The organism is Bradyrhizobium sp. SBR1B (assembly GCF_014198205.1).
Lineage (GTDB): Bacteria > Pseudomonadota > Alphaproteobacteria > Rhizobiales > Xanthobacteraceae > Bradyrhizobium.
Map to the genome: position 1 here is coordinate 1 of NZ_JACIHC010000018.1, position 25,788 is coordinate 25,788.

General features: G+C 60.3%; 25 protein-coding genes. 10 read left to right on the plus strand and 15 right to left on the minus strand.

Features of this window, described 5'->3' with window-relative positions; all coding sequences use genetic code 11:
- Window positions 1-1,227 precede the first annotated feature (1,227 nt).
- A complete protein-coding gene (locus GGD61_RS31880) occupies window positions 1,228-2,871 on the minus strand; it encodes a winged helix-turn-helix domain-containing tetratricopeptide repeat protein (protein WP_183231846.1) in 1,644 nt (547 codons plus the stop codon).
- A gap of 497 nt (window positions 2,872-3,368) precedes the next feature.
- Between GGD61_RS31880 and mddA the strand changes: the two genes are divergently transcribed.
- Window positions 3,369-4,148 carry a methanethiol S-methyltransferase gene (mddA, locus tag GGD61_RS31885; RefSeq protein WP_183231847.1) on the plus strand — a complete coding sequence of 260 codons (780 nt, stop codon included), beginning with the start codon at window positions 3,369-3,371 and terminating at the stop codon, window positions 4,146-4,148.
- 311 nt (window positions 4,149-4,459) lie between these two features.
- Here the strand turns inward: mddA and GGD61_RS41500 are convergent, their stop codons facing one another.
- The 3 genes from GGD61_RS41500 to GGD61_RS31895 form a co-directional block, all read right to left on the minus strand.
- Window positions 4,460-4,660, minus strand: coding sequence for a hypothetical protein (locus GGD61_RS41500; RefSeq protein WP_312012758.1), 201 nt, complete (start codon window positions 4,658-4,660; stop codon window positions 4,460-4,462).
- A 711-nt stretch (window positions 4,661-5,371) separates the two neighbouring features.
- Window positions 5,372-6,403 carry a hypothetical protein gene (locus tag GGD61_RS31890; RefSeq protein WP_183231848.1) on the minus strand — a complete coding sequence of 344 codons (1,032 nt, stop codon included), beginning with the start codon at window positions 6,401-6,403 and terminating at the stop codon, window positions 5,372-5,374.
- Window positions 6,381-7,634 (minus strand): MBL fold metallo-hydrolase, encoded by a 1,254-nt coding sequence (locus GGD61_RS31895; RefSeq protein ID WP_183231849.1) that lies wholly within the window; start codon window positions 7,632-7,634, stop codon window positions 6,381-6,383. Before GGD61_RS31895 ends, GGD61_RS31890 begins: the two co-directional genes overlap by 23 nt.
- Before the next feature lie 150 nt (window positions 7,635-7,784).
- Here GGD61_RS31895 and GGD61_RS31900 point away from each other — a divergent pair, with 150 nt between their 5' ends.
- From GGD61_RS31900 to GGD61_RS31910, 3 genes are all read left to right on the plus strand, one after another.
- On the plus strand, window positions 7,785-8,510 hold the full coding sequence (locus tag GGD61_RS31900) for a metallophosphoesterase family protein (protein ID WP_183231850.1): 726 nt from the start codon (window positions 7,785-7,787) through the stop codon (window positions 8,508-8,510).
- A gap of 9 nt (window positions 8,511-8,519) precedes the next feature.
- Entirely contained in the window at window positions 8,520-9,347 is an 828-nt protein-coding gene (locus tag GGD61_RS31905) for a GIY-YIG nuclease family protein (protein WP_183231851.1), read from the plus strand.
- 1,097 nt (window positions 9,348-10,444) lie between these two features.
- Window positions 10,445-11,065, plus strand: a complete 621-nt coding sequence (locus tag GGD61_RS31910) for a class I SAM-dependent methyltransferase (RefSeq protein WP_183231852.1) — start codon at window positions 10,445-10,447, stop codon at window positions 11,063-11,065.
- A 9-nt stretch (window positions 11,066-11,074) separates the two neighbouring features.
- Here GGD61_RS31910 and GGD61_RS31915 read toward each other — a convergent pair whose 3' ends face one another.
- From GGD61_RS31915 to GGD61_RS31930, 4 genes are read right to left on the minus strand one after another with little or no spacing between them, the layout of a single operon-like run.
- Complete coding sequence (locus GGD61_RS31915) at window positions 11,075-12,196, minus strand: cysteine desulfurase family protein (protein ID WP_183231853.1); 1,122 nt, start codon at window positions 12,194-12,196, stop codon at window positions 11,075-11,077.
- 8 nt (window positions 12,197-12,204) lie between these two features.
- Window positions 12,205-12,591: a GFA family protein gene (locus GGD61_RS31920; protein WP_183231854.1), complete on the minus strand. Its 387-nt coding sequence runs from the start codon at window positions 12,589-12,591 to the stop codon at window positions 12,205-12,207.
- Window positions 12,588-13,847 (minus strand): MFS transporter, encoded by a 1,260-nt coding sequence (locus GGD61_RS31925; RefSeq protein WP_183231855.1) that lies wholly within the window; start codon window positions 13,845-13,847, stop codon window positions 12,588-12,590. Before GGD61_RS31925 ends, GGD61_RS31920 begins: the two co-directional genes overlap by 4 nt.
- Window positions 13,848-13,851: 4 nt before the next feature.
- Window positions 13,852-14,592 carry an MBL fold metallo-hydrolase gene (locus GGD61_RS31930; RefSeq protein WP_183231856.1) on the minus strand — a complete coding sequence of 247 codons (741 nt, stop codon included), beginning with the start codon at window positions 14,590-14,592 and terminating at the stop codon, window positions 13,852-13,854.
- A gap of 73 nt (window positions 14,593-14,665) precedes the next feature.
- On the opposite strand from GGD61_RS31930, the gene GGD61_RS31935 reads away from it, so the two are divergent.
- From GGD61_RS31935 to GGD61_RS31955, 5 genes are all read left to right on the plus strand, one after another.
- The gene (locus GGD61_RS31935) at window positions 14,666-15,334 is read left to right on the plus strand and encodes a metalloregulator ArsR/SmtB family transcription factor (protein WP_183231857.1); all 669 of its coding nucleotides are present in this window, start codon (window positions 14,666-14,668) and stop codon (window positions 15,332-15,334) included.
- A gap of 20 nt (window positions 15,335-15,354) precedes the next feature.
- Window positions 15,355-16,179, plus strand: a complete 825-nt coding sequence (locus tag GGD61_RS31940) for a nucleoside phosphorylase (RefSeq protein WP_183231858.1) — start codon at window positions 15,355-15,357, stop codon at window positions 16,177-16,179.
- Window positions 16,180-16,284: 105 nt separating this feature from the next.
- A complete protein-coding gene (locus tag GGD61_RS31945; protein ID WP_183231859.1) occupies window positions 16,285-16,602 on the plus strand; it encodes a helix-turn-helix transcriptional regulator in 318 nt (105 codons plus the stop codon).
- Window positions 16,599-17,084, plus strand: coding sequence for an SRPBCC family protein (locus tag GGD61_RS31950; protein ID WP_183231860.1), 486 nt, complete (start codon window positions 16,599-16,601; stop codon window positions 17,082-17,084). The genes GGD61_RS31945 and GGD61_RS31950 overlap by 4 nt, the downstream gene beginning before the upstream one ends.
- Window positions 17,085-17,130: 46 nt before the next feature.
- Window positions 17,131-17,544, plus strand: a complete 414-nt coding sequence (locus GGD61_RS31955) for an MAPEG family protein (RefSeq protein WP_183231861.1) — start codon at window positions 17,131-17,133, stop codon at window positions 17,542-17,544.
- A gap of 599 nt (window positions 17,545-18,143) precedes the next feature.
- Here GGD61_RS31955 and GGD61_RS31960 read toward each other — a convergent pair.
- From GGD61_RS31960 to GGD61_RS31975, 4 genes are all read right to left on the minus strand, one after another.
- Window positions 18,144-18,443: an AzlD family protein gene (locus GGD61_RS31960; RefSeq protein ID WP_183231862.1), complete on the minus strand. Its 300-nt coding sequence runs from the start codon at window positions 18,441-18,443 to the stop codon at window positions 18,144-18,146.
- Entirely contained in the window at window positions 18,440-19,078 is a 639-nt protein-coding gene (locus tag GGD61_RS31965) for an AzlC family ABC transporter permease (RefSeq protein ID WP_183231888.1), read from the minus strand. Before GGD61_RS31965 ends, GGD61_RS31960 begins: the two co-directional genes overlap by 4 nt.
- Before the next feature lie 104 nt (window positions 19,079-19,182).
- Window positions 19,183-19,992: an enoyl-CoA hydratase/isomerase family protein gene (locus GGD61_RS31970; protein WP_183231863.1), complete on the minus strand. Its 810-nt coding sequence runs from the start codon at window positions 19,990-19,992 to the stop codon at window positions 19,183-19,185.
- Window positions 19,993-20,044: 52 nt separating this feature from the next.
- The gene (locus GGD61_RS31975) at window positions 20,045-21,211 is read right to left on the minus strand and encodes an acyl-CoA dehydrogenase family protein (protein WP_183231864.1); all 1,167 of its coding nucleotides are present in this window, start codon (window positions 21,209-21,211) and stop codon (window positions 20,045-20,047) included.
- 240 nt (window positions 21,212-21,451) lie between these two features.
- Between GGD61_RS31975 and GGD61_RS31980 the strand changes: the two genes are divergently transcribed.
- Window positions 21,452-22,651: an ABC transporter substrate-binding protein gene (locus GGD61_RS31980; RefSeq protein ID WP_183231865.1), complete on the plus strand. Its 1,200-nt coding sequence runs from the start codon at window positions 21,452-21,454 to the stop codon at window positions 22,649-22,651.
- A gap of 27 nt (window positions 22,652-22,678) precedes the next feature.
- On the opposite strand, the gene GGD61_RS31985 is transcribed toward GGD61_RS31980, so the two are convergent.
- The 3 genes from GGD61_RS31985 to GGD61_RS31995 all read right to left on the minus strand — a co-directional run bounded on the left by GGD61_RS31985 (window position 22,679) and on the right by GGD61_RS31995 (window position 25,781).
- Window positions 22,679-23,242, minus strand: a complete 564-nt coding sequence (locus GGD61_RS31985; protein WP_210311265.1) for a MarR family winged helix-turn-helix transcriptional regulator — start codon at window positions 23,240-23,242, stop codon at window positions 22,679-22,681.
- A gap of 110 nt (window positions 23,243-23,352) precedes the next feature.
- Window positions 23,353-24,120 carry a glucose 1-dehydrogenase gene (locus GGD61_RS31990; RefSeq protein ID WP_183231890.1) on the minus strand — a complete coding sequence of 256 codons (768 nt, stop codon included), beginning with the start codon at window positions 24,118-24,120 and terminating at the stop codon, window positions 23,353-23,355.
- A gap of 29 nt (window positions 24,121-24,149) precedes the next feature.
- Window positions 24,150-25,781 (minus strand): AMP-binding protein, encoded by a 1,632-nt coding sequence (locus tag GGD61_RS31995; RefSeq protein WP_183231866.1) that lies wholly within the window; start codon window positions 25,779-25,781, stop codon window positions 24,150-24,152.
- Window positions 25,782-25,788: the final 7 nt, after the last annotated feature.

Genomic DNA, 25,788 nt, shown 5'->3' on the forward strand with positions numbered 1-25,788 from the left:
CGTTCATGGATAGCGTAGAGCGGTGCTTCGCCGCAGTGACGGCAATCGGTTTTATTGTGACCGTCGTCGGGATGATATTTCTTCAAACGATCTAACTAGTTCCGCGCGAATGCAGGCCAGCTCGCCGCGACCGGGCTTTGGGCTGTAGGTCAGCCGCGCTGCGCTGAAGATCGCCCGGGGCTAAATCTTCAACAGCAGTCCCAACGTTCGCGCCATCCGCCTCACCGATCCGGCGTGGCGGTAAGGCCGCCTCAGTTAGCCCCCTTGATCTATCTCAAGCGGCGCATAGCGCCACGCCAGATCGTCGGGCCATGGCCGCGCCCGATAAACAGACTGAGGGCAAGGAAGCCAAGCCGTCACGGCTCGACGACGCACGTCGCCTTATTGAGGAGTACGTAGAAGACCTCCGCGAGATCATTCGGAAACTCCGCCGCAAGATGAATTAAGTCCGCCCCAGTTGGCGGCCTCTTTCATTTTAGAATACCTTGCTTCCCCTTTAGGCCCGAAGCGACAAACTCGGTCGGACGCTTTGATGTCGGCAATGAGGGTAAGCCGGACGCGGGTTTGATCGCGCAGAACCGGCGCGATTGACCCATTACGGGCCCTTCAACGGACCGATCAAGATCGCGGACGTTCGGTGGCATCAACTATCCCTTCACGACACCAGGTGTTGTAGCTTCCAAAACTTACAGCCATTACGGGATGCAAACCGCAGCATCGGGTAATGCCGCAATTCGAGATAAATGTCTGCTTCTCCACGCCGGGCAAGTCGTGGCACGAAGATACATCTCGTGCGGTAACTGTCGCGGCATCTGCACCTAACGGGGTCGAGGCAGTCATCACGGTGCTTAGGGACATCCAATACGATCACCAGGCGGAATTGGTTCACTTCATCCATGTTGGTCTCGCAAGGGAAAGCGCAACTAAGGATGAGCGGCGCGGGTGACCAACGACGGGAATGAGGACGCGGGTGTCCGCTTGTGGCCCTTGGCTGACATTAACCCAGAGCGCGAGCGTGTCCGTCTCCGTCGGCTAACCGGACCAAGTTCATGCCGGCCACGAGGGGACTCTTTGAACCCGGACAGACAAGACGATCAAGCCTCCCCCCGCGATCGTTGCCGAGCGGATCACCCACGCATATTTTTGTCTTTCACTTTGAACGAATACCTGGACAAGTCAGGTACATCGGGTGCGTTGAGGTCCGTGCCGCAACTTAATGCGTAGCAACTAGTCGTCGCGAACGCCGGCCGAGCGCAGTCCTTCAGTGTACTTGGTCAAGAATCGGGCGTCCCTACAGAAGAAGAGCTCTCTCCGGGTAGTTCCGGTCGTGTAATCACTCTTGCGCTCCATCAAATCTGAAAAAGCGGCGCTTGCTTGCGCCTCGTCACCAAGGCGTCCTAGCGAAGCGGCCAAGGTCGCAAAGGCCCGATACGTCGCGTTCGCTTGGCGCGTCGCTCTGCGGGCGAATTCCGCAGCGACGTCGTACTCTCCAAGGGAGAAGTGTGCCCATGAACGGGTGTGGTGGAAGCTCCACAGATGGCTGTCGCGTGGACTCAAGATCGTGGCCTGGTCCAGCAGTGTTTCCGCTTCGATCTCGCGTCCGCACCATAGAAGGTTGAAGCCTTGCGCAAAATAGCCTTGTGCGAAGCTGGGATTGAGCTCCAACGACAAGCCGATCGCGGCGAACGCTTCCTCGTTCTGCCGAGTGAGGCATAGAGCGCGTCCCAGCGCGCAATGGCAGAAGCAATCCAACTCGTCGAGAGATACGGCGGTTCGAGCTTGGTGCAAAGCGGTTTTGAGCCGAGGGCCCCTGGCTTCCGGCGCATCGTAGAGAGAACGTTGAATATTCACATAGCTAAGCGCGCCGTGTCCTCTCGCGAAACGCGGATCAGCGGCGATTGACCTCTGAAAGTATTCTTCCGCAATGTCAAAACCCGGCGTCGTAAACCGCCACAGATTCCAGAGGCCGCGCTGGTAGCAGTCCCAAGCATCAAGGCTTTCCGGCGGCTTGCGAGCCGCCAGCTGCTGCTCCACTTTCGACAGCTCGGGCTCTATGGTGGCGGCAATCTGTCTTGCCATCTCTTCCTGAATATCGAAGATGTTCAGCAGCTGAAATTCGTACTTTTCGGACCAGAGCTGCTGTCCGTCTGCGGCCCTCGCGAGCTCCGTGGCAATACGCACCGAGTCGTCAGTCTTCCGAACGCTTCCTGACATGACGTAAGTCGCACCAAGTTGGGCGCCCACTTTGCGAGCGTCGACGGTCGTGCCCAGGAAGCCGATTGTGGAATGGCGGGAGATCACGGAAAGCCATCGGTTTCTGGCGAGAAGCCGGATGATGTCTTCAGTGAGCCCATAGCTGAAGTATTGGTTTTCGGGATCGTCCGAGATGTTCGCGAACGGAAGGACGGCAATCGAAGGTCGGGTGATCGCCTCGGCCTTGACTGCTTCCGAAACGACGTCATCCAAGCGAGAAATCTCGACCTTAACCGAACTATTCGGCGGACTTTCCAGATCGACGGCTTCGCTGGGCACAAGCCCAACGGCATCGGCGTCCAAGCTCGGCACTTCTTCGACTTCGCCTATGAAGCGGAAGCCGCGGCGATGCAAGGTCTTGATGAAGCGTTGTTGAGTACCGCTATCGCCGAGCACGCGCCTGGCCCCGTTTATGCGACTCGAAAACGCGGCTTCCGAGATGATCCGGCCGTTCCAGATGTTGTCGATCAGCTCATCCTTGCTGACGACCCGATCGTGGTTTCGCAGCAGATGAACGATTAGGTCGAAAACCTGCGGTTCGGCATGAACGGTCGAGCCGCGCCGGCGCAGTTCATGCTGCCCGAGATCAATTTCGAAGTCCGCGAAACGGTATTTCATTACCAGCGCCCCTTAATGCAAGGCGGACGAACGATCAAGTAAAGGAAAAATAAGAGTTTCCTTAAGGAGTCCGCCAAGCAGTCCGGACAAGCGCAATCTACAGACCGGTGAAATGGCGTTCAACAGGAGAAGCCATATGACCGTCCTACCTCAGGTTCACACCCGTCTTTCGCACCGCGTGAAGCGACCTGACCGACTTGCGTCGTCTTTGCTTGCCTTTCGTTTCAGGGGAAAGCTCTCCCTGTCACGCCGCGTTCTGGTCGTGGCCGCTCGGCTAAGGCGGGTGACGAACGAGGCGATTGCGGCCGCAATCGCCGAACAGATGAAATTTGCGCTGAGGGAGCAGCGACTCGCCGCGAGTTCGCAACTCGTTCAAAGATCAACTCCCTACAGCCCCCTCGACCAGCTGATCGCTTGGGCGACAGCACGGCTGGGCCGCGGCCGACGATTTTAAAATGCACGTATCCCGAACCTTTTCGATTGCGATGGAGATTGACATGACTATGCCACTGCATTCCGACCGAAATTTTGATCTGGCTACTCCCTCCCGCAGGACAAGATTGCTCGCCCTCGTCTACGGCCTGCTCTCGTATGCTGTTTTTCTTGGCACGTTCATTTACGCCATCGGCTTCGTTTCGGGGGTCCTAGTGCCAAAGACAATCGACGACGGCAGGACCGCGCCGTGGAGTACGGCCCTGGCAATCAATCTCGCGCTGATGTCGATCTTCGCCGTGCAGCATAGCGGGATGGCACGACGTGCTTTCAAGTCGTTCTTCGCGCGCTTCTTTGCTCCGGCCGTCGAGCGCAGTACCTTCGTCCTGCTCGCGAGTCTTAGCTTGATCTTGCTGTTCTGGCAGTGGCAACCGCTATCCAGCGTTGTGTGGAAGATCGATGGCCCGGTCTTCGCCGGCGCAGTCGCCGCGGGAGGAGCGATCGGCTGGATCATCGTGCTGTACAGTACGTTCCTGATCAGCCATTTCGAGCTGTTCGGATTGACACAGGTGATCACGCACTTCATGGGGCGGGTTGCCCAACCCATCAAGTTCAAGACTCCGGGACTTTACCGTTTGGTTCGGCATCCGATCTATCTCGGCTTCATAATTGCCTTCTGGTCCACACCGCTAATGACGGTCGGCCACTTCCTCTTCGCATCGGTCACCACGGGTTACATCTTCCTGGGAATTTGGCTGGAAGAAAGGGATTTGGTCGCCTTCTTTGGAGACGAGTACCGCAAGTATCGCGAGCGAGTCGCAATGCTGCTCCCTGGTCTCTTTTGATCGACCGATATTTCTGCGAACGGTCCGCGCATCGGCGGGCCGTTCGGCATTCAACCAAACGTAAAAAAAGCCGCGACGGGACGTATTAATTTCTTCTCGTGTCTGTCGTGAAGGCGGTCAGCTGGTGTCTGCTCCTGGCCCATTTGAGCCCTCCACTGCACGCTGAGAGTGTCCGCTGGGCGCGGCCGATCGGAAGTTAAAGCCGCAGGATGACGCACTTGCCCAAAGCGGCCCCAGGCTGACCGATTTCGCGTTCGTAGCGGACCCAGTACAGCTCTATAAATCAGCAGATTCGGCCCGATGCGTTCGAACTAAACCGAACCGTTCTTCGTGACGTGCAAGCGACGAACGTAATACCCTTGTCGCTGAACGGTTGACCTAATCTCGTCGCTTACTTTGAGAATTCTTTTTCTGCGCTTGCGCCACTTATTTGGAGAGTAAGCCCCGGGTATCGCAGACCCTGTGTTTAGAACGAGCAAATCGCGCTTCCCATTGCGATAGACATCAAACACTTTTCGCCCCCGCTGCGATTGTCAAAGCAAATACGAAATATGCTTCGGTCATTCTGTCGATGAGCTTACAACTCCAAACGGCTGCGCGGGTTGCAAATGGGCAACGCTCGCGACTTTTGCTTGAAAACCTGCCAAACGGCGAACGCCGTCGAGGGTCCTTATGAGTGTGGTCCCGGGAGGCGAGCGTTTTGCGAATGTTCTAAAACGGACGATATGGTGTTCCTAGGGGGGAGTGCCATGAAAGATATGGAAACTTCCATCCGAAGCACGCCATTGTAGCGCTCGTCGGCCTTGGTGCTAATCAGACTGACGACGCGATCTGTCCGTTCAATGTCGCCGAAGCGGATGGCAAACCGGTCCTATTCTAGCGGAAAGCTTGCGATTGCCGGCCGCATCGAAGGCGTTCAGCCAATTGTTGCCATTTGACGCATTGCGAAGTGCCCTGCTCTTTAATCACGGTGGTCGCGGCCGCGCAAAATCTGTAGCTTCTCACCGTGGCTACTCACGCGACTCTTAGGCCGCCTGCCGAAAATTACAGACTAAGCAATGCCTTCGCCGTTCCCGTTTGGGGGAGTGGATATCCCCCAGAGAGACTAGCAACGGCTTCGCGCGAGCTAGCAGGAGTTGCTGCCGCGAGCCTCCGTCTTGTGAGACGTCCTCCACCTTGATCCTGGCGCTCCTGTCGGCGTAGTTGCTCTCGCGAAAGCCTCGTCAGTCGCTCGAACCAGTCCATTCCGCCCTCGCCCGCAAGACGTCATTCGCCAGCTCGAAGGCGCCGGGATCGCCCTTTGCGATGGTCCTTACTCCCGCCTTTTTGAGCTCCAGCCGCTTGTTCTTGATCCGGCCTTTCTTCTCATCCTCGCCGAAATCGTAGATCAGCAGATAAACGTGGGGATGAATCGACAGCTCGAGCGTCCCCTCGGCGACCTGTTTGACGAGATCATCGACCCGCCTGCCCCGGCTTTGTCTGCTGATTTCCACCAGATTTCTGCAGACCCTGACGTAGCTCTCAATCAGGCTTTCTTGGATTTCTTTGGCCTGAATGAACTGCTCGTACTTCCTGACTTGAGCGATCACGGCTATCAAACGCTCCGGAGGAGAAAGGCTTTTTGTTCCCTTGGGAAGCTTTTCCAGGCCCCACAATTCTGGATTGTCCGCGCATTTCGCTTCGCAGAAGACCAGCTCGGCCTTGCCCGGCTTCACTTGCACCAATACGGCGATGTCCATCCGCGGCGCAGACAGATCGCCGTCCTCTCCAGCCTTCGTGAAGGCAATTTCGAGATCAACGACCTTCGGCTCTTTCCTGGCGATCTTGTGCACGCCGGTTTTCTCGGGCCCGGCAAATCGCGCTGCCGTCCTGATGAGTTGCGGCAAGGTGAGCTTGGACTGATACTCGGTATTCACGATGTCGGCGGGCTTGAGATCGAAGGTCTTTCCATCGAACGACACATACGGATCCTTTTTCTCAAGGTCCGGCTTCACCAGATACTTGTAATGGATCGCAAGGCGGGGCTGACTGACAGCGCTGCCGCCTCGGTCGAAGGCAATCTTGAAGACGCTTTGACCTTTGACATATGCGTTCAGGTATCCGTTCCGGACTGCAAGCAACAGATCCTTGCTCTCCAGAACCTCCTTCCACCAATTGTCCGCTAGGCTCGCCGCGAGCCCCTTCAAACCGGCGATTTGCGGACTGGAGAGACCGCGCTTGAGGAAGTTCAGTTCAGACGTCGATCCATTCGCCATCGTTTGCCAATTCCACATTGCTAAAGAGATCCGGAAATCGAAGCCGTTCAAATGTGTGGATGGGGATCAGGCGTTTCGCCGCCACGGCGGCGGCAAGGCGCTTCAGGTCGGACGGACCGGCGTGTCCCGAGGTATGGACAGTTTCGAACGGGATGCCGCGGCGTTCACAATCGGCCTTCAAGGCTGCCCCCGCTTGGCCCTCGCCCAAATAGCCGTCCCATTGCGACCAGAACACTCTCGCGCCCGAGAGCGCGTTGGCCTGCGCCAGATCGGACATCATCCAGCCCCGAAGCAGCATGACCGAGCGCGGGGCGCTCCCGGCGAGTTGTCCAGGCCAAATCCGGAAGCCGCGATAACCATCGACCAACGCCGCGATCCCCTTGGCCTTCAATTGAACGCGCTGTCTTTGCGGAATGTAGACTGCGAGATTCGACCACCCCGGCGCGGGCTGAGGAATGCTGTCGCGCCCCGTGGCCTTCAACACTTCGGCGGCGTAGGCATCGATGACGAGGCTGCGGCCCGTTCGTTTCGCCGCGCGATAGATGGTGACCACCCGGTCGATGTTCTGGGCCGAGCAGGCGACTAGGGCGAAGCCTACGGTCTGCTCGAAGCGCGTGACGAACGCCTCCTCCAGGTCCGCCTCGGACGGAAACGTCGCATCGTCAGCCAGGCGGCCGAGGCTCGATCCTTCCATCAGCATGAGGTCGATGTCGCGGGGCGGATCGCCGATCAGCGCGTCGAACAGCTTGCCCTTGCGGCCGTGGGCGCGCAGATCGCCGGAATAGAACACGCGCTTGCCGCCGGACGAAATTTCCATGGCATAGGCATCGAAGCCCGAATGATCCACGAGGCGGGGCACGATGGTGAAGGGGCCAAGCTGGATCGGCCTGCGATGCTCGAGGTGATGACTTGCATTCAGAGCCACGGCATCGGGAACGAAATCGGCGGCCGCCCGAATGATGCTCTCGGTCGCCTGCCCCATCACGAGCGGAATCGTAGGATTCGCCTTCGGCACCAGGCCCCAATGGTCGCGATGACCATGAGATAGGACGATACCGAGAAGGCTGGGGCTGGGGACGGAAAGCCCTTCGACCTCGGGCAGCGGTGTTGAAGCAAGGTCCTTGGCGTTCAGCGGAAGACCGAGATCGAGCAGGATTCGGGCCCCCTCGCTCTCCAACTCGATACAAGTGCCGCCAATCTCCCGCGTACCCCGATGGATTCGCAATCTCACTATGCGACCTCGCCCCCGCTCATTCCGATCTCCCTATATTCAATCGAGACCTCGAGAAATTTACACGTTATGGAACATTTACAAAAAATATTTGCGTGGCGAAGCCCCCCTGCTGATGTCAACTAGATTGATTTGCAATGGGCGGTCAATATGAACGAACGCATGACCTTCGCAGTTGGAGACATCCACGGATGCTTCGAGGAGCTCAGGTCTCTGCTCGACGCCTGCCGAAAGAGCGCGGGCGACATCGAGCACGACTTCCTCTTCCTGGGCGACTATGTCGATAGAGGGCCTGCCTCCGACCAAGTGATAGCCTATCTGATGCGAGAGCAGGCCATCGCCCCATCGCGATTCCACTGTCTCCTGGGGAATCACGACCATATGCTTTGCCTCGCCGCGGATCGGAGCCGCTCCGATGCCGACCTCATTCAGTGGTGGGCGAACGGCGGCGAGGAGACGCTGGATGCTTACGGCATCGACGACCCCTCTGATCTCCCGGCAGAGCACCTCGCGTGGATGAGAGCGCTGCCTCTTCAAGTTCGTGACGAGCACAGGTTGTTCGTTCACGCCGGAGTAAGGCCAGGCGTTCCCTTGGAGGCCCAATCCAAAGACGACATATTGTGGATACGTGAACCGTTCCTGTCGTCGAAGCTTTGGCACGGTGTTCTTGTGGTGCACGGCCATACCCCAACGACGACGCGCGTTCCCGACGTTCAAGCCAATCGCGTCAATCTCGATACGGGAGCCTGTTTCGGGGGACCCCTTACTGCTGCAGCGTTTAGTCCGATACAGTCAGGACCCCTGTTTTTTCTCAACAGCGACGGCTTGAAGTTTGAATCGAAGTCCGAGCCGGCAACACGGCGAACTCCTTTATGAGCTTGAGAAATGACCCAGTCGCGGCTAGCCAGCCCCACGAGTTACTACGTCTATGTCTATATCGACCCTCGCAATTACGAGGAGTTTTACTACGGGAAAGGCAAAGGATCGCGCAAACTCGCGCATCTTGTAGATACCACCGACAGCGAAAAGTCCAGACGGATAAAGGCCATCCACGCAGCCGGACTTAAACCGATAATCCGGGTAATCGCGCGCAATCTGACCGAACAAGAAGCGCTGCTTGTTGAGCGCACTCTGCTCTGGAAGTTGGGAAAACAACTTACAAACATCGCGTCTGGGCATTTCGCCAGCAAGTTTCGTCCTCACGATAAGCTGCATTTGGAGCTATCTGGCTTCGACTACAACGCGGGCGTTTACTACTACAACGTAGGCCATGGGCTCGTCCGCAAGTGGTCGGATTTCGTAGAGTTCGGTTTTATCTCGGCTGGGCAAGGTGCGCGTTGGCGAGACGCTATTTGCCAGTTCAGTGAAGGCGACATCATCGCGGCCTACCTCAAAGGGCGAGGATACGTGGGCATAGGGCAGATAGTCGCGCGCGCAAAACCGGTTCGCGATGTCAAAATCAAGAACAAACCACTACTGAGCCTTGAGCTCTCCAGCAGAAGGATGGACCGCAACGTTGAATCGGACGAGCTTTGCGAATACGTCGCCTTGGTAGATTGGGTAAAGACATTCTCCTACTATCAGGCGAAGAGCGTTTCCGGCAAGGACCTGTTCACGACAACACATGTGCGCGCCTCGCTGGACGGGCAACCGAAGACAAAGGCTTTTCTTGAGAAATCATTCGGCGTCGATTTCGCTAAGCTCGCGCGTTAGCAACATTGCATCCGTCGCCGCCACGGCTCAAGCGATCAGTTACTTGGCGGAGAACGGACGTATCATTCCGAAGACTGAGGACAACGTCGTTCTACATGGCAAGGGGCACCGAATTTGTCTGTTCATGCTTACAGACAAAGCCAGTTCACGAGGTTTCAGTCAGTACGCTCAATGGGTAGCGCTTCCATCCGGTAACAGCAGGGCTTTCGGCCCAGGCCGCTTCCTATGCCCACCCGGATCGATTCGTAGTTTGTCTCCGTAGCTACTCACGAGCGCCTAGCCCGCACTATCAGAAATTGGCGATGCTCCAATGGCTTATCAATTTGAATGCGGAGGAGCGGTGATCTGCAACCAGCAGATGCTCGGAGCTGGAGCTTTGGACGCCCAGCCCTTCTGTACGATCAAGCACGCTGCATTACTCCGTCAGCCCAAACACGGTGGCTTCCTAACCTCGACCGGGATTAAGTCAGGCTCAGGACTACAGTCAGAGCTCTAACGCTAACAACACGACCAAGACAGCAGCCGCGCCAGTCCCACTCTATCATTTCGAACGACGTTTCGTCGTTGATTTACAAGCACAAACTTTCAAGTCTGACGGACAAATGCCGACGGTATACCCGCCGCAAGTTTTCGGTCTTGAATTCACAGAAAAAATTACTCTTCACGAAGCACTGGCAATTCCGCTGCTATCGGAGTCTATCGACTGGGCGACGCGCCGCGTGCGCAATCAAGACTGACACGGCTCGCACTGGCACAGAGCTTCCGATACCGTCAAAGATCAAGAGGAGACCTGGTCCCGGCGCCGTTCCTCCCGTTGCTGTGCGGCAGCCATGCATGTCCGCTCCGCATTCAAAAGCCGCTCTCTCCGTCAGCTCGGTTCGTGCCCCCTAGCGGACCTGCCCAAAGTGTAGGACTGCTAACGAGGGCAACCGGCTGCTCCTCAATGTTACAGCTTGCTGCTCAGCCGGGCAAAGATCTGAAAAATCGCTACATTTTCGGAAACGGCGATTGGCCTTTCATTTTCGGCGAGCCAGATCCCCGGATTCAAGGCACTTTTCAGAGCCAAGCATCAGTCTGGATGCTGAGTCACGGAGTCGATGATGCGTCGTCCTCACTTTATTGCCGAGCACGCTCGGAATGCTCACGGCCTGTTGGGCCGGTTCATTGCTTTCATCATGGCCCGCGAAACCTGGCGCCAGAACTTGCGCGTGATGGATGCGCTCCGCATCGAGCAGGCCGATCATGTTCTTGACGTGGGGTGCGGCCACGGCCGCAGCCTCACGGAATTGGCCGCGCGAGCTCCTCGGGGCCACATCGTCGGGGTGGACTCTTCTGAGCTGATGGTCGAGATCGCAAAGAAGCGAAACCGGCGCCTGATCGAAACGCCTCGCGTGGACGTCATTCGTTCGAGCGTGGAAATGCTGCCTTTTTCCGACGACATGTTCGACAAAGTCCAGTGTATCCACGTGCTCTATTTCTGGAAAAATATGGAAACATCCCTGGGCGAGATCGCCCGCGTGCTGAAGCCGGGCGGCCGTCTCGCGTTACTGTTCCGGACGAACGCAGACCCGAAAGCGATCGCCTCGTTCCCACGGGACATCTACAGCTTCCCCGCGCTGGTGGACGTATCCGCAGCGCTCGAACATGCCGGCATGGACATCCTCGTTGCGGACGATAGCGCAAACCAGCCAGCTCTCGTGCTGGCGACGAAGCGGTAGGTGAAACGATCAGACCGCCGCGCTCGTAGACAGGCGTGCGACAACTTGGTCGATCTCGTCGACCGTCGTGTGCCTTCCCAGGCTGAAGCGGATCGCGCCCATTCCAGTCCTTTCGGGCACGCGCATGGCCGCGAGAACCGGTGAGAGTTCGATCTGTCCCGAATGGCACGCCGAACCTGTCGACGCTGCGACATCGCGTAGCTGCGCCAGGATGTCCGCGCCTATTCTGCCAACGAACGACACGTTGAGGGTATTGGGCAAGCGATGCGTGGGATGGCCGTTGAGCGCGACGCCTTCACCGAACCTGTCTTGCAGCGCCTGCCATAAACGCTCGCGCAGAACCTGGACTTTGTCCATGGGTGCAAGATCCGCGGCAAGTGCACAGGCGGTCCCAAGCCCGACTGCCAGCAGGACGCTCTCAGTTCCGGCGCGCCGGCCCGATTCGTGACCGGCGCCGTGGATCAGCGGCTCAAGCTCGAGGCCTCGCCTGACATACAGCGCGCCGACGCCCTTTGGGGCGTAGAGCTTATGACCGGCGATCGTCAGCATATCGACACCGAGCTCGTCCACCTTGGTCGGAATTTTTCCGACCGATTGAGCAGCGTCGGTGTGGAAACGGATCCCGTGCTGCCGCGCGATTGCGGCGATTTCCGCGATGGGCTGTATGGTGCCAACTTCGTTGTTGGCGTGCATGATGCTGATCAACAGCGTCTGCGGAGTAATGGCGCGCCGCACGTCCTCCGGATCGACCAGGCCTGTCCCGTCCACCGGAACGTACGTGACAGAAGCACCGAACCGTTCGAGAAACCGGCAGGGAGCAAGAACAGCCGGATGCTCGATTGCCGAGGTGATGATGTGCGCCCCGTGGCGGTTGGGCACGAAGAACGTGCCCTTGATTGCGAGGTTGTTTGCTTCGCTGCCGCCGCTTGTGAACACGATCTCCTCTGGTGCAGCGCCGATCAGCGCGGCGACCTGGCCGCGGGCACGCTCCAGGGCGGCCTTGGCCGGCGTGCTCGCCCAATGTCCGCTCGATGGGTTGCCGAAGGCTTCCTCCAGCAATGGCCGCATGGCGGCCGCCACTGCAGGATCCACCGGAGTGCTTGCGTTGTAGTCGAGATAGATCGGCGGCATCGTCGCAGTCACTCGCGTTGTTCGTTGTGATTAAGCTGCAGCCAGGGCAGTTGCTCATTGGCGAAAAAGTGCTTGCTCGGTTGCAACTCCGCCGCCCGGTCGAAGGCGCCGACGTGGTAGTGCGTCTCCGTCGGAAAATGTACAGTAGCGCATGTCAGCGTCGATCCGCAGCGGGAGCAGAAGCCGCGCGTGGTTCCCGGCGATGATTTGAACGTGGTGATGGTGCCCTCGATCACCCTGACGGCGTCGTTGTCGAACCCGACGAACACGCTGACGGGGGCTCCGGAATGGCGGCGGCAGCTATCGCAGTGGCACCAGAAGACTCCCTTCGGCCGCCCTCGGGCCTCGAAGCGCACCGCCCCACAAAGGCACCGTCCTGAAAAGGTCTCGTTCATGGTCGTGCTCCGGGCCTGCCCTCCATGGCGACGAATACTATCGCGCCCGAAAGGAATGTGAGCGCGCCGATCGCTCCGATCGCCCAGGCCATGCCGAACAGGTCGGCGATGATGCCGGCCGACAGCGCCCCGATCGCGTAACCGAGATCGCGCCAGAAGCGGTAGACGCTGAGCGAGCGTGCGCGCCAGCTTGGATGCGAGGCGTCGGACACCGCGGCGATCAGGCTCGGGTACACCATGGCCGTGCCAAGTCCGAGAAGCAGGCTGCCGACCAGCCACCATTCGAAATGGCTTGTTGCGGCGGTCAGGAACAGGCCTGCGGCCTGTACCCACATGCCGGCCACGATCAAGCCCTTGCGGCCCCAACGGTCGGAAAGAGGGCCCGTGGCGATCTGCAGGATGCCCCAGGTGGCTGGATAGACGGCTTTCAGTATGCCGATCCGATCGACGTGGAGGCCGAACGAAGCGAAGAACAGCGGGAAGATTCCCCAACTCATCCCATCATTCAGATTGTTGACGAGCCCAGCCTGCGACGCGGCGAACAGATTGCGATCTCCGAACGACGTGAGGACGAATATCTCCCTGAAGCTGATCGGGGACGCTTGACGCGGATGCGCTGCGGTCTCCAGGCGAACGTGCTCGCGTGTGTCACGCACCAGCAGGATCGAGAGCGCGGCGCCGAAGACGGCGTAGGCTACGCCGAGGTAGATCGGCGCCGGCCGCAGTCCGTACTTCGAGGCAAGATACCCCGTGAGGAACGCGGTCACTCCGACCGCGAGATAGCCGGCGAACTCGTTCAGGCCAACGGCAAGCCCGCGCGACTTGGGGCCGACGAGATCGATTTTCATGATCACAGTCATCGACCATGCCAAACCTTGGTTGATGCCGAGAAGGGCGTTTGCTGCGATGACCCATCCCCAGCTCGGCGCCCACATGATCATGAACGGCACCGGCAGGCCGACGAGCCAGCCGAGGATCAGAACACGTTTGCGTCCCCAGGCGTCCGCGAGCTGACCGGAGACCAGGTTGGCGCACGCCTTCACGACGCCGAAGCTGACGATGAAGGAAACGACGAGGGTCGTCGAACTGATCTTGAACTCCTCGGAGCCGATCAGTGGCACGACCGTCCGCTCGATTCCGACCATTCCACCTACGAACGCGTTGATCAGGACGAGCAACGCGAACTGCGGCCAGTTCTCTTTTAGCCCCAGCCGGACAGACGACGCAGTCTGTGGACCGCTTACAGCCTCGGTCATGAGATCAGGCCACAGCCGCCGCCGTGCCTGAGTTTGCCGCCCTGATCTTCGCGGCTTCCGGTGGTGCCGGTGGAATTTCGGCGACCATGAACCGGACAAACTCAGCTTCGTCCGCGATTGTGAACGCCTGATTGTGCCGCTTCTCGAAGCCGATTGCGGACGATGGCTTGCCGCTCAGGCGGCGGCCGCAGACCGAGCCCGCATAGGCGCCCGGCAGTACCTCGACGTAGTCAGGAAGCTCCTTCAGCTTTCGCACGCTCTTGAACAATTGCCTCGCGCCTTCCTCCGCGCTCGCCGCAAGTTCGGTGCGTCCGAGATCGCCGACCATGAGCGTGTGACCGGTGAAGACGAACCAAGGTTCGTTGGCGCGGGTGCGGTCCGTCACAAGGATGCAGATGTGCTCGGGCGTGTGACCGGGCGTGTGCAGCACGGTGGCGGAGACGTTGCCGAGCGGAAGCACATCGCCGTCGCGCACGCCTTTGTAGGGAAACGATACGCCCGCTTCCGTCGAGAGCACGTACTCGGCTCCCGCTGCCGCCGCGAGTGCCCTGCCTGCCGATAGGTGATCGGCATGGACATGGGTGTCGATGACGTAGTGTATCCGCATGCCGGCATTGTCGGCGGCCTGAAGGTAGGGCTGAATATCGCCGACCGGATCGACGACCGCGCCGGCGGCTTTGCCGCCGCAGCCGAAAAGGTAGGAGATACCGACTGGATCGCTATGCAAGAACTGGCGGAGAATCATGGACTTGCACTCCCTCTTGAGAAACGCTAGATACATTCAATCGATCTGCTTAATGATATATTGAAGAGGCGCCGTGTCAAGCTCGGGACCGAAACAGGCGATCTATGAAAACCTTGCCCAAGTGGCGCAGGCGCTTGGCCATGCCCACCGGCTCGAACTCCTGGAGCACCTTGCGCAGGGGATACGCACCGTCGAGGAGCTGTCGGCTCGGGCACATCTGACGTTCGCCAACACGTCGCGGCACCTGCAGATCCTGAGGCGCGCGCGTCTCGTCGAGACCGAGCGTCGCGGCAAGCACATCCTCTATCGTCTCGCCGGCGATGCCGAAGTGGTCACGCTGATCAAAGCGCTGGGGCGCGTCGGTGAACGGAATGTCGCCGAGATCGGTCGTGTTGTGATCGATTACTTCCAGGCCCGTGATGCGCTTGAGCCCGTCTCGCGTGGCGATCTGGTCGCGCGATTGCGGGACGACCTGGTTACGTTGCTCGACGTGCGGCCCGAGGATGAGTTCGCGCTTGGCCATCTACCGGGGGCGCTCAACATTCCACTGGCCGAGCTGGAAAAACGTTTGGGAGAGTTGCCGAAAGGCCGTGAAGTGATCGCCTACTGTCGCGGGCCCTATTGCGTGCTTTCGTTCGAGGCCGTGGCGGCGCTGAGGGCGCGCGGTTATCGCATTCGCCGTCTTGAGGACGGTTACCCGGAGTGGAAGGCCGCAGGCCTGCCGATCGAATCCGCGGCTTGAGAGAACTCGTCAGGTGCATCATGGATGATAAGCCTCATCGCGCGGAACCCGCGTGGCCAATCGTCGGCATCAAGGATCACAAGGCGCCCTCGGTGTTCCGGCCTGAATCCCTGTTGAGGGAGGCGCGCCGGCAGAGGCAGTTGCCGCTCGTCGCCGTGCCCGAAATCTGCGTGCTCGATCCGGACGGTGACGTCGTCCGCCATCTCAAGCGGACCGGCGCGGGCCGCATCCACGAAGGTTGGGGCTGCTACCACACTGAGCTTCTTGCCTTCGATCTCGACGGCATCGGTGAGGTTGGGATCGTCGGCTGCGCGGTCGGCGCCCCTTTCGCCGTCCTGGTTGCCGAGCAGCTCTTCGCGTCGGGCTGTCGGTTGCTCGTAAGCGTCACCTCGGCGGGCCAGATCAATCCCATCGGACCGACTCCCTATTTCGTCCTGATCGACCGCGCGCTGCGCGACGAGGGGACGAGTTATCACTACATACCTGGCTCGGCTTTCGCCGCAGCACCCGACCTGCCGCTTCTGAATCGCGTCGAGCGGGCGGGCCGTTCGCTGCCGGAGAAACTGCATCGAGGCTCGACCTGGACGACGGATGCTCCCTATCGCGAGACCGAAGCGGCGATCGCGCGAGCGCGCGATCTGGGGACGCTCGCCGTGGAGATGGAGGCCGCGGCCCTCTACGCTTTCGGCACAACGAGCGGCAACTCGATCGTCTGCTTCGCTCACGTCACAAACTCGATGGCGCAGACCGAAGGCGACTTCGAGAAGGGCGAGGCGGATGGCGCCAAGGCCACGCTTGCCGTCGTTGCCGCCGCGGGGCGGGGGTGGCGAAGTTCCGGGGCATGACCTGCCTGTGATTGGTATGCGAAAGTTTGGCCACATCTCCATTTGACGCAACCATCAGTCTACGCTAATCATTAGTTATTACTAATGATCGGACGTCGGCCAGCCATGGCTAAAGACAGCGTGCAATTGGCCGCTCTGGGCGATTCCACTCGCAGACGAATTTTCGAACTGGTAGGCGCGCGGCCTCGGACTGTCGTTGAACTCACTCGAGAGCTGACGGTCTCCCAGTCAGCCGTCTCCCAGCATCTGAAGGTTCTGCGCGAATCTCGTTTGGTTCGCGCCGAGCCCAAGGGGGCCAGCAACATTTATCACATCGATCCGGCGGGGCTCGGCCAGATGCGCGCCTGGCTTGACCGGTTCTGGAGCAGCACACTGGCAGCCTACAAAGTGGCCGTCGAAAAATCAGTGGAGGACCAGCAATGAATAAACGTGTATCGGCCGCGCCCGTAAAACAATCCATCGTGGTCGAGGCGCCTATCGATCGCGCGTTCAAAGTCTTCACTGAAGACTTCGGGAGCTTCAAGCCTCGCGAGCACAATCTCCTCTCCGTCCCCATCGCAGAGACCGTGTTCGAACCTCGGGTCGGTGGTCACGTTTACGATCGGGGTGTCGACGGCAGCGAGTGCCGCTGGGCGCGCGTGTTGGCTTTTGAGCCGCCGAATCGCGTCCTTCTAAGCTGGGACATCAGCCCGCGCTGGCAAATCGAAACCGATCCCGACAAAACCAGTGAATGGGAGGTGCGGTTCATCGCCGAGACGGCGAGCCGGACGCGATTGGAGCTGGAGCATCGCCACCTCGAACGTCATGGCGAGGGTTGGGAAGGCGTGCGCGACGGCGTTGAGGGTGATCAGGGTTGGCCGCTCTATCTGAAACGATACGCCGAGCGTATTGCCCGCGAGGCATGATGCTCGCGTGTCTCATGCGACGTGAGCGCAATTTGCGGAGTTCAGTATGGCAGCCTACTCGTTAAGCATTGTCGGAGTGCTCTTCCTTTGCCTCCTGTCAATTGGGCTGGCGGTCTATTCAGGATCGTCCAAAGGCAGGGCCAGGGCACTCTCCGGACCCGTCCTGCCGTTAGACGACGACAACTTGCTGTACCGGATCGATCGCGTTCACATGAACACGGTGGAGGCGCTGACGCCTTTTGTGGTACCGGCTGTGTTGGCTATGGTGGTGGGGGTTGGACCCGCCACACTTGCAACGCTCGTCTGGATCTATGTCGCAATACGTCTGATCCATCTTGCGGTCTATTTACGTGGCGGCAACGCCGCCAAAGGCGGCAGCGTCAGAACCATTCTCTATGTTTCAGGTGCGCTCGTAACGATCGTTCTCATTGCCGTAACCGCGGCGGCAGCTATTCACTAGGGCATCAACACCGAGCCGTCTGACGATGGTTATCATTTCGGCTTTTGGTCCTTCTGAGATATGCCGGACCGGCCGAGCGCCTGGTTTGAGCCACCTTCCTTCAACCGATGTTTGGGCCTACCAAGCTCCGACCTTTCTGCGCGCTGCAATGCGCCGCAATACCCACTTGGCGAAAGCAGGATGAAGGTGCGAGCGCGATCAGGTAAGTGGAGGTCACAACTTCGGACAGTGCCCGGCGATGAAATGAAGTGGAGAACTGCCCCGCCCAATCTACGCCAAACCACGCCGTAGCAGTCTTTCCCCCTACTCCCACTCTATTATTTCGAGATAAGCTTCGCCGTTGATTCACATGCATAATTTTACAAGTCTGACGGACAAATGCCGACGGTATACCTGCCGCATTTATTCGCTCTTGAATTCACAGTAAAATTTGCGTGGTTTGGAAATGCTGGCTCTTCGCCAAGTATCGGAGTCAATCGGCAATGCGAGAGTGTGAGCTAAGGCACAACGGCCACCCACACTCCTCACCCTTTCCGCACGATACCGTCAACCGTCATCAGCCCCCAAGTATCCGGCCAGCAGCTTGAGGGACCATCTATTCAAGCTAGCGCGTGGCGCAAGAGTCCAGCTGCTGACACGCCGATAACTACTGTCGGGAGCAACGGAAGCCGCAAAGCGGCAAGTGCAGTGATTCCCAAGGCGAGAAGGTTGGCGGGCCGAGGCGAGGCGAACGCGGGGGCGATCACCGCTAGCAGGACACAGCCAGGCGCGGCATCGAAAACTGCCCTCGCCCCCGGCCCGAATTCCCGGTCGCGCATGACGAGGTAGCCCAGGCAACGAGTGAGATAGGTGGCAGCGGCCATCAGCACGACCGTCATGGCGACCTTCGCGTCGATCATCGAACCCGCTCCCGCAGGAGATAGGCCGCGACGACGCCGGCGAGCGCACCGCTCACGACGTACCAGGCACCCGGCACCATCAGGTAGGTCCCGACCGCGGCGAAGAGACTGACCGCCCACGAACGCGCGGCCACGGGCCCCTTCCACATCCCCCGCAGCATGACGAGGAAGACAGCCGGAAAGGCCATGTCCAATCCCAACGTCGTAGGATCGCCGATGACCGGACCTAGCACCGCGCCCGCCGCGGTGAACGAGACCCAAGTAAAATATAGGCCCAAGGAGACGCCCAGATAGTAAGGAACGCTGAAGCGGTCCGAGCGCTTCCTGGCGTCGGCGAGCCCCATCGCCCAGCTCTCGTCGCACATGAAGAACAGCGCCGACAGCGCGCGATGTCGCGGGAGGGTCCGCAGGTACGGAGACAGCACGGCGCCCATCAGGATGTGGCGGCTGTTGATCAGGAGCGTGATGGCGACGATCAGGGCGACGTGAGGCGGCGACGTCCACAATTCGACGGCGGCGAACTCCGATCCGCCGCCGAAGTTGAGCGCCGTCATCATCGGCACCACCGCCCCGTCGATGCCCTTCCGCGTGGCTTGCGCGCCCAACACAAGAGCAAAAGGCACGAAGCTGATCATGACCGGCAACGCGGCCTTGAGGCCCCGCAGCACCTCGTCACGTCGAGAACGGTCCGCTCCGCTCCCGACGATCGCGGCGGCTTCGTTGCACTCGGTCCGCACCCTTACGGCTTCCGTTGCGCCGAAGGAAACCGCGGCTCGCGCTTCTCCTTTACCGCGGCCACGCCCTCCTTGGCGTCGTCGCCGAGGAAGCAGAGCATCTCGAGCGCGAGCGAGGCGTCGAACGCCGGCTGCGACGTCCGCATCCAGTTGTTCAGCGAACGCTTGGTGTATCGGATCGCCATCTGGCTGCCGTTGGCGAGCTTGTCCGCGGTCGCCATCGCCTTGTCCAACAACTGCGCGCGCGGCACGCAGAGACTGACAAGGCCGATGCGTTCGGCTTCCTTGCCGTCCACGAAGTCGGCGGTCATGAGATAGTATTTGGCCTTCGCCATGCCGCAGAGCAGCGGCCACAGGATCACTGCGTGATCGCCGGCGGACACGCCGATCCGGACGTGCCCGTCGGTGATCTTGGCTTCTTCCGCCATGATCGAGATGTCTGCCATCAGCGCGACGGCGAGCCCGGCCCCGACGGCGACGCCGTTGATGGCCGAGATGATCGGCTTCTCGCAAGCGAGCATCTTGAAGACGATGTCGCCGGCCTCCTTCAGGGTGTCGGCTACCTTGTCCGAATTGCCGACGGTCTCGCCGATCCACGACAGATCGCCGCCCGCGGAGAAGGCCCGGTCGCCGGCGCCGGTCACCACGACGACGCGAACTTCGGGATCGTCGTTCAAGACGTCCCAGCCCTTGGTCAATTCCCAGTGCATGCGCGCGTTGGTCGCGTTCATCGCGTCCGCCCGGTTGAGCGTGACGAGCATCGTCCCGTTGGGCTTCGGATCGAACTTCAGAAACTGGAAGTCGGCATAGTTCATGCTCGGGTCCTTTCCTCCGATGGTATGGTATTTTCCATGATGGTCGCGGCGATCAGCGCGCGACAAGATCCCGTCCGATGACCTGTCGCTGGATCTGGTTCGTACCTTCCCATATCTGCGTGATCTTGGCCTCGCGCATCAGGCGTTCGACGCGGTGCTCGCGTGTGTAGCCATGGCCGCCGAACATCTGCACGGCCTCCGTGGTGAGGCGCATGGCGAGATCGCTGGCCTTGATCTTGATCATCGAAGCCTCGACGCCGATGTCCTTTTCGCCCTCGTCGACCAGGCGCCCGACGTGGTCCAGCAGCAGGCGCGCCGAAAGCAGTTCGGTCGCCAGGTCCGCCATCATGAAGGTGTTGGCCTGATGCAGCACGACGGGCTTGCCGCCCTGGATTCGCTCGTTCGTGTAGCGGAGCATGTCGTCGAAGGCCGCAGATGCGATGCCGAGCGCCTGCGCGCCGACGCTGGGCCGCGACTTGTTGAGGGTCGCGATCATCACCTTCATGCCGTCGCCGGGCTTACCGAGCAGGTTCGACCTTGGAACGCGACATCCGGTGAAGGTCAGCGCGGCGGTCGACGAAGCGTGGGTCCCCATCTTCTTCTCGAGGCGCAGGACCTCGAAGCCAGGCGTCCCCTTCTCCACGAGCACCGCGCTGACCGCCTTGGGCGAATCCTCGATCTCGGTCCATTTGCCGAACAGCAGCACGAAGTCGGCGACGTCGCCGGTCGTGATGAAGATCTTCTCCCCGTCGATGACGATGTCGTTGCCGTCGGGACGGAATTTCGTACGCACGTTGGCAGCGTCGGATCCCGCGTGCGGCTCGGTGATCGCGAGCGCGCCGAGCGCGCCTTCGGCGAATCGGGGCAGAAAGCGCTTCTTCTGCTCCTCGTCGCCGAACTCGATGATCGGCTTCGCCGTGGCGCTGTTGGTGCCGAAGATGATGCCGGTCGCCGCGCAGGCTGCGGAGATGATCCGGACGACCTCGAGGTAGCAGCGATAGGTCACGGGCGTTCCGCCGTACTCCTCGGGCACGAAGATGCCCGCGAGCCCTATGGCGCGCAGGTCCTCGATGTTCTTCCAGGGGAATTCCTTGCGCTCGTCGTACCCCTCGGTGCGCGGCGCGATGGCCTCGCTCGCGAGGCGGGAGACCTGCTCGATAACGAGCGTCTCCTCGGCAGTCCAATCGCGCGATCTGTCGAAACGTTCGAACGACTTCATGGCGGAATCCTCCCTCGCCGCGAGACATGACGCTCGCATTGTATGTCAATGTATTGCGTAAAAGGCGCGTCTCGCGTCACGGCCGACGAAACGATTTCGCCGCGCGCACCCGCGCATGCGGACCATTTTTACGCACACATGCGGATATTTCGACCTAGGCCAAAAGCCGCAGTTGGTTCGTGTGAAGCGCCGTGATATAGCAATATATTGTTATAAATGGCAAGCCCAAAGGGAGGGATCATGAAGACTTTTTCCATCGCCGTTTTTTCCGCGGCGCTGTTGCTCGCACCCACAGTCCGAGCGCAAACCACGGTGAAAATCGGCGTATTGACTGATCTGAGCGGTCCGTACGCCGACTTGTCTGGTCAGGGATCTATCGTCGGCACTCAATTGGCCGTCGAGGAGTTCAAGTCGCAGCACAAGGACATCTCGGTCGAGGTCGTTTCCGCCGACCATCAGAACAAGCCGGACATCGGTGGCGCAATCGCCAGGAAGTGGTTCGACCAGGAAGGCGTCGACGCGATCATCGACGTCGCCAATTCGGGCGTCGCGCTTGCCGTCAGCCAGATCGCGAAGGACAAGGACAAGGTCTTCCTGGGGACGGGCCCGGCGACGTCCGATCTCACCGGCAAGGCGTGTTCGCCGAACACGGTTCACTGGACCTACGACACCTACGCACTCAGCCACGGTACCGGGGGTGCACTGGTGAAGGCCGGTGGCGACACCTGGTTCTTCCTCACGGCCGACTACGCATTCGGCCAGGCGCTGGAGCGCGACACCAGTTCGGTCGTCGTCGCGGACGGCGGTAAGGTCGCCGGAAGCGTGAAGCATCCGCTAAACACCAGCGACTTCTCGTCATTCCTGCTACAGGCGCAAGCGGCCAAGACGAAGGTCATCGGCCTGGCAAACGCCGGCGCCGACACCATCAACGCCATCAAACAGGCGAGCGAGTTCGGCATCACCGAGAACACCAAGCTGGCAGCGCTCCTGTTCTTCATCACCGACGTGCACTCGTTGGGCCTCAAGGCCGCGCACGGCCTGGTGCTGACGGAGGCCTATTACTGGGACCTGAACGACGGCGCGCGCGGCTTCGCCAAGCGTTTCGCGGAAAAGGCGCCCGGACGCGTTCCTTCGCAGATTCATGCGGGCGCCTACTCGGCAACGCTGCATTATTTGAAGGCCATCGCCGCTGCCCCTGCCAACAAATCGGGTGCGGCGGTCGTTTCGGAGATGAAGAAGCTACCGACCGACGACGTCGTGTTCGGCCAAGGCTCGGTCCGCGAGGACGGTCGCCAGCTTCACGACATGTACCTGTTCGAAGTGAAGAAGCCCGAGGAGTCGAAGGGCCCCTGGGACTACTACAAGCTCATCTCGAAGATCGCCGCGAAAGACGCCTTCCGCCCGCTGTCCGAAAGCACCTGCCCGCTCGTCAAGAAGTAGACGCCGAGGCGCTCCTGACGGAAACCGTCAGGGGCGCTTCCTACCCTTCTTGCGCTCGCGCCGCGGCTGCTCGAGGCTCACCTTGGTCAACAGTCCCTGCAGCGAGTTGAGATAGTGCGCTAAGGCGACGCGGTCGTCGAACTTGAAGCTGCTTACCGCCTGGTCGTAGAACTGGAAGATCCGCTCACGGAGGTCGTTCCAGAACGCGAACCCTTCGGTCGTGAGCTTGACGACCCGTCCGCGCTTGTCCTCCGGATCAGTCACCCGCTCGACGAGACCGTCGCGCTCGAGGCGCTTCAGGACGCCGTCCAGGTTCTGACGGCTGACGACCAGGAAGTCCGCCAGCGTACCGACGGACACGCCGTAGGTCGGCCGCGGGTCGGAGAGCGCACCGAGCACCGCCCACTGGACGGTGGTGACGCCCAGTTCCTTCACAGCCTGCTTCTGCAGCGTGTTCGCGACCTGGAAGAGCCGGAAGAAGATCCGGTTGTTTAGATGGTCCGCGACGCGCTCCGGGCTGCCTAAAAGCGGCGACTCCGCCTGCTCGCTGGGCATCTCGACGACCTTCTGCGAGTTCCTAGTGGAAGCCATCCGGCTGACCGATTCCGACAAGATTTGCGCGTTTCTGCCTCGAAAGAGCATGAGAACGGCGGCAACGCAACGTTTTGCGGCCGCTTATGTGAAGAAACTCTGGATACTCCTTAACCGTTCATCGTCAGGCCGCCGGAGACGCTGATCACTTGTCCGGTCACGAAGTCCGCGTCGTCGCTGGAAAGGAACGCGACCAGGCCGGGAATGTCCTGGGGCTGGCCCAACCGCTTCAGTGGAATTGCCCGCTTGAGGCCGTCGTAGATCTTCTGGCCGTACTCGCCCTCGCCCACGAACGACCGCAGCAGCGCGGTGTCGGTCGGGCCGGGGCAGACCACGTTGACGCGGACGTTGTCGCGAGCGGTCTCGCGCGCAATCGTCTTGGAGAAGGCGATCAGACCGCCCTTGCATGCGGAGTACACGGATTCCCCGGACGAACCGACGCGGCCGGCGTCGGAAGCCACGTTGACGACCTTCCCGCCGCCGCCGGCGATGAGGTGCGGCAGTGCTGCCTTGTGCAGGTTCAACGGCCCCTTGAGGTTGATCGCGATGATCTTGTCCCAAAGGTCGGGTTCGGTCTTCAGGAACGGTGAAGCAACGTCCCAGCCGGCGTTGTTGACGAGGATGTCCAGGTGGCCGAAGTGCGCATGCCCACGGTCGACCGCGGCTTTAACGTTGGCGAAATCCGTAATGTCCACGGCGATGCAGAGCAGGCGCTCATCGCCGGCGCCGAGGTCCGCGGCCAACTTCTTCAAGGCATCGGCGTTGACGTCGAGCGCGACGACGTTCGTCCCCTCTTCAAAGAAGCGCCGGCAGATCTCGCGACCGATGCCGCCCGCAGCGCCGGTCACGATCGCGACGCGTTTCTCAAGACCTCTCATGTTCTTCTGCTCCGTCATCCTGTTGGCGTTCATGCGCTGTGGGCGCGGTCGCGAAGCTTGAACTTCTGGACCTTGCCCGTCGAAGTGCGTTCGATCGGGCCGAAGACGAACTTTCTCGGCAGCTTGAACTTGGCGAGCCTCGCCCGGCAGAAATCGAGCATCTCGTCCGCCGACACCAGACCGTCGTGGCCTTCCTTGAGTTCGACAAACACGCAGGGAGTTTCGCCCCAGCGCTCGTCCTTCATGGCGACGACGGCGGCGTAGGATACCGACGGATGTTGGAAGATAACCTCCTCGATTTCGATCGACGAGATGTTCTCGCCTCCGGAGATGATGATATCCTTCGAGCGGTCCTTGATTTCGATGTAGCCATCCGGGTGGGTGACCGCGAGATCTCCGGTCCGATACCAGCCGCCAGCGAAGGCTTCGTCAGTGGCGGTCGGGTTCTTGAGGTACCCCTTCATGCCGTTGTTGCCCCGGAACAAAATTTCGCCGATCGTGGCGCCGTCATGCGGCACTGGTGCGAGCGTCACGGGGTTGCCGACGATCATGTCGTCTGTCACGACGTTGCGAACACCCTGACGCGCCATGCGCTTCGAGCGCTCTTCGGCCGACAGCGAATTCCATTCGCGATGCCAGTCACAGAGAGCGGCGACGCCGTGCATCTCGGTCATCCCGTAGACATGCCGGACCGTGAAACCGAGTTCCTCCGTCGCCTTGAGAATCGGCGCCGGCGGAGCCGCGCCCGCGGTCATGATCGCGACCGGGGTCTGGAGCTTGATGCCGGTCTTGGCTGCCCCCTCGATCAGCATGCCCAAGACGGTGGGTGCGCCGCACATGTGTGTGACGCCATGCTTGTCGATCGAAGCGAAGATTTCGGCCGGCAACACTCTTCTCAAGCAAACGTGCGTGCCGCCGATGGCGGCCATGCCCCAGGAGAAGCACCATCCGTTCACGTGGAACATCGGCAGGGTCCAGAGATAGACCGAATTGCTATTGAGTTCGTGATGGACGATCTGGCTCAGCGTATTCAGATAGCAGCCGCGATGGTGGTACAGCGCCCCCTTTGGATTGCCCGTGGTGCCAGACGTATAGTTCAGCGTAATCGCGTCGAATTCGTCATTGGGCCAGGTCCCCTCGCCGTCCGGATCTCCGCGTCCGATGAAAGTTTCGTAGTCGAGGTCCCCGATGAGTTCACCGCCCTCGGCGTAGGGATCGTCGATGTGGACGACGAGCGGACGGCTCTTGAGCTTCGCCAGTGCGGCGGAAGCGACATCGCTCCACTGCCGATCGACGATAAGCACCTTCGTCTCCGAGTGCTCCAAGATGAAGGCGATCGCGGCCGCATCCAGACGTGTGTTGAGCGTGTTGAGGATCGCGCCCGCCATCGGCACGCCGAAATGGGCCTCGAGCATTGCCGGAGTGTTCGGACACAGGATTGCGACGACATCACCCTCGCCCGCGCCGGCACCCTTGAGCGCGGACGCCAGCATACGGCAACGGCGATCGTGCTCGCGCCAGGTGAAGGTCATCTCGCCGTGGATCACCGCCGTCCGATCGGGAAAGACGTCAGCCGCCCGGCGAAGAAACTGGAGCGGCGTCATCGGGCGGAAGTTCGCCGGTCGTCGCTGGAGAAAGTCGGCACTGAGATCTATCGGCATCGCGTGT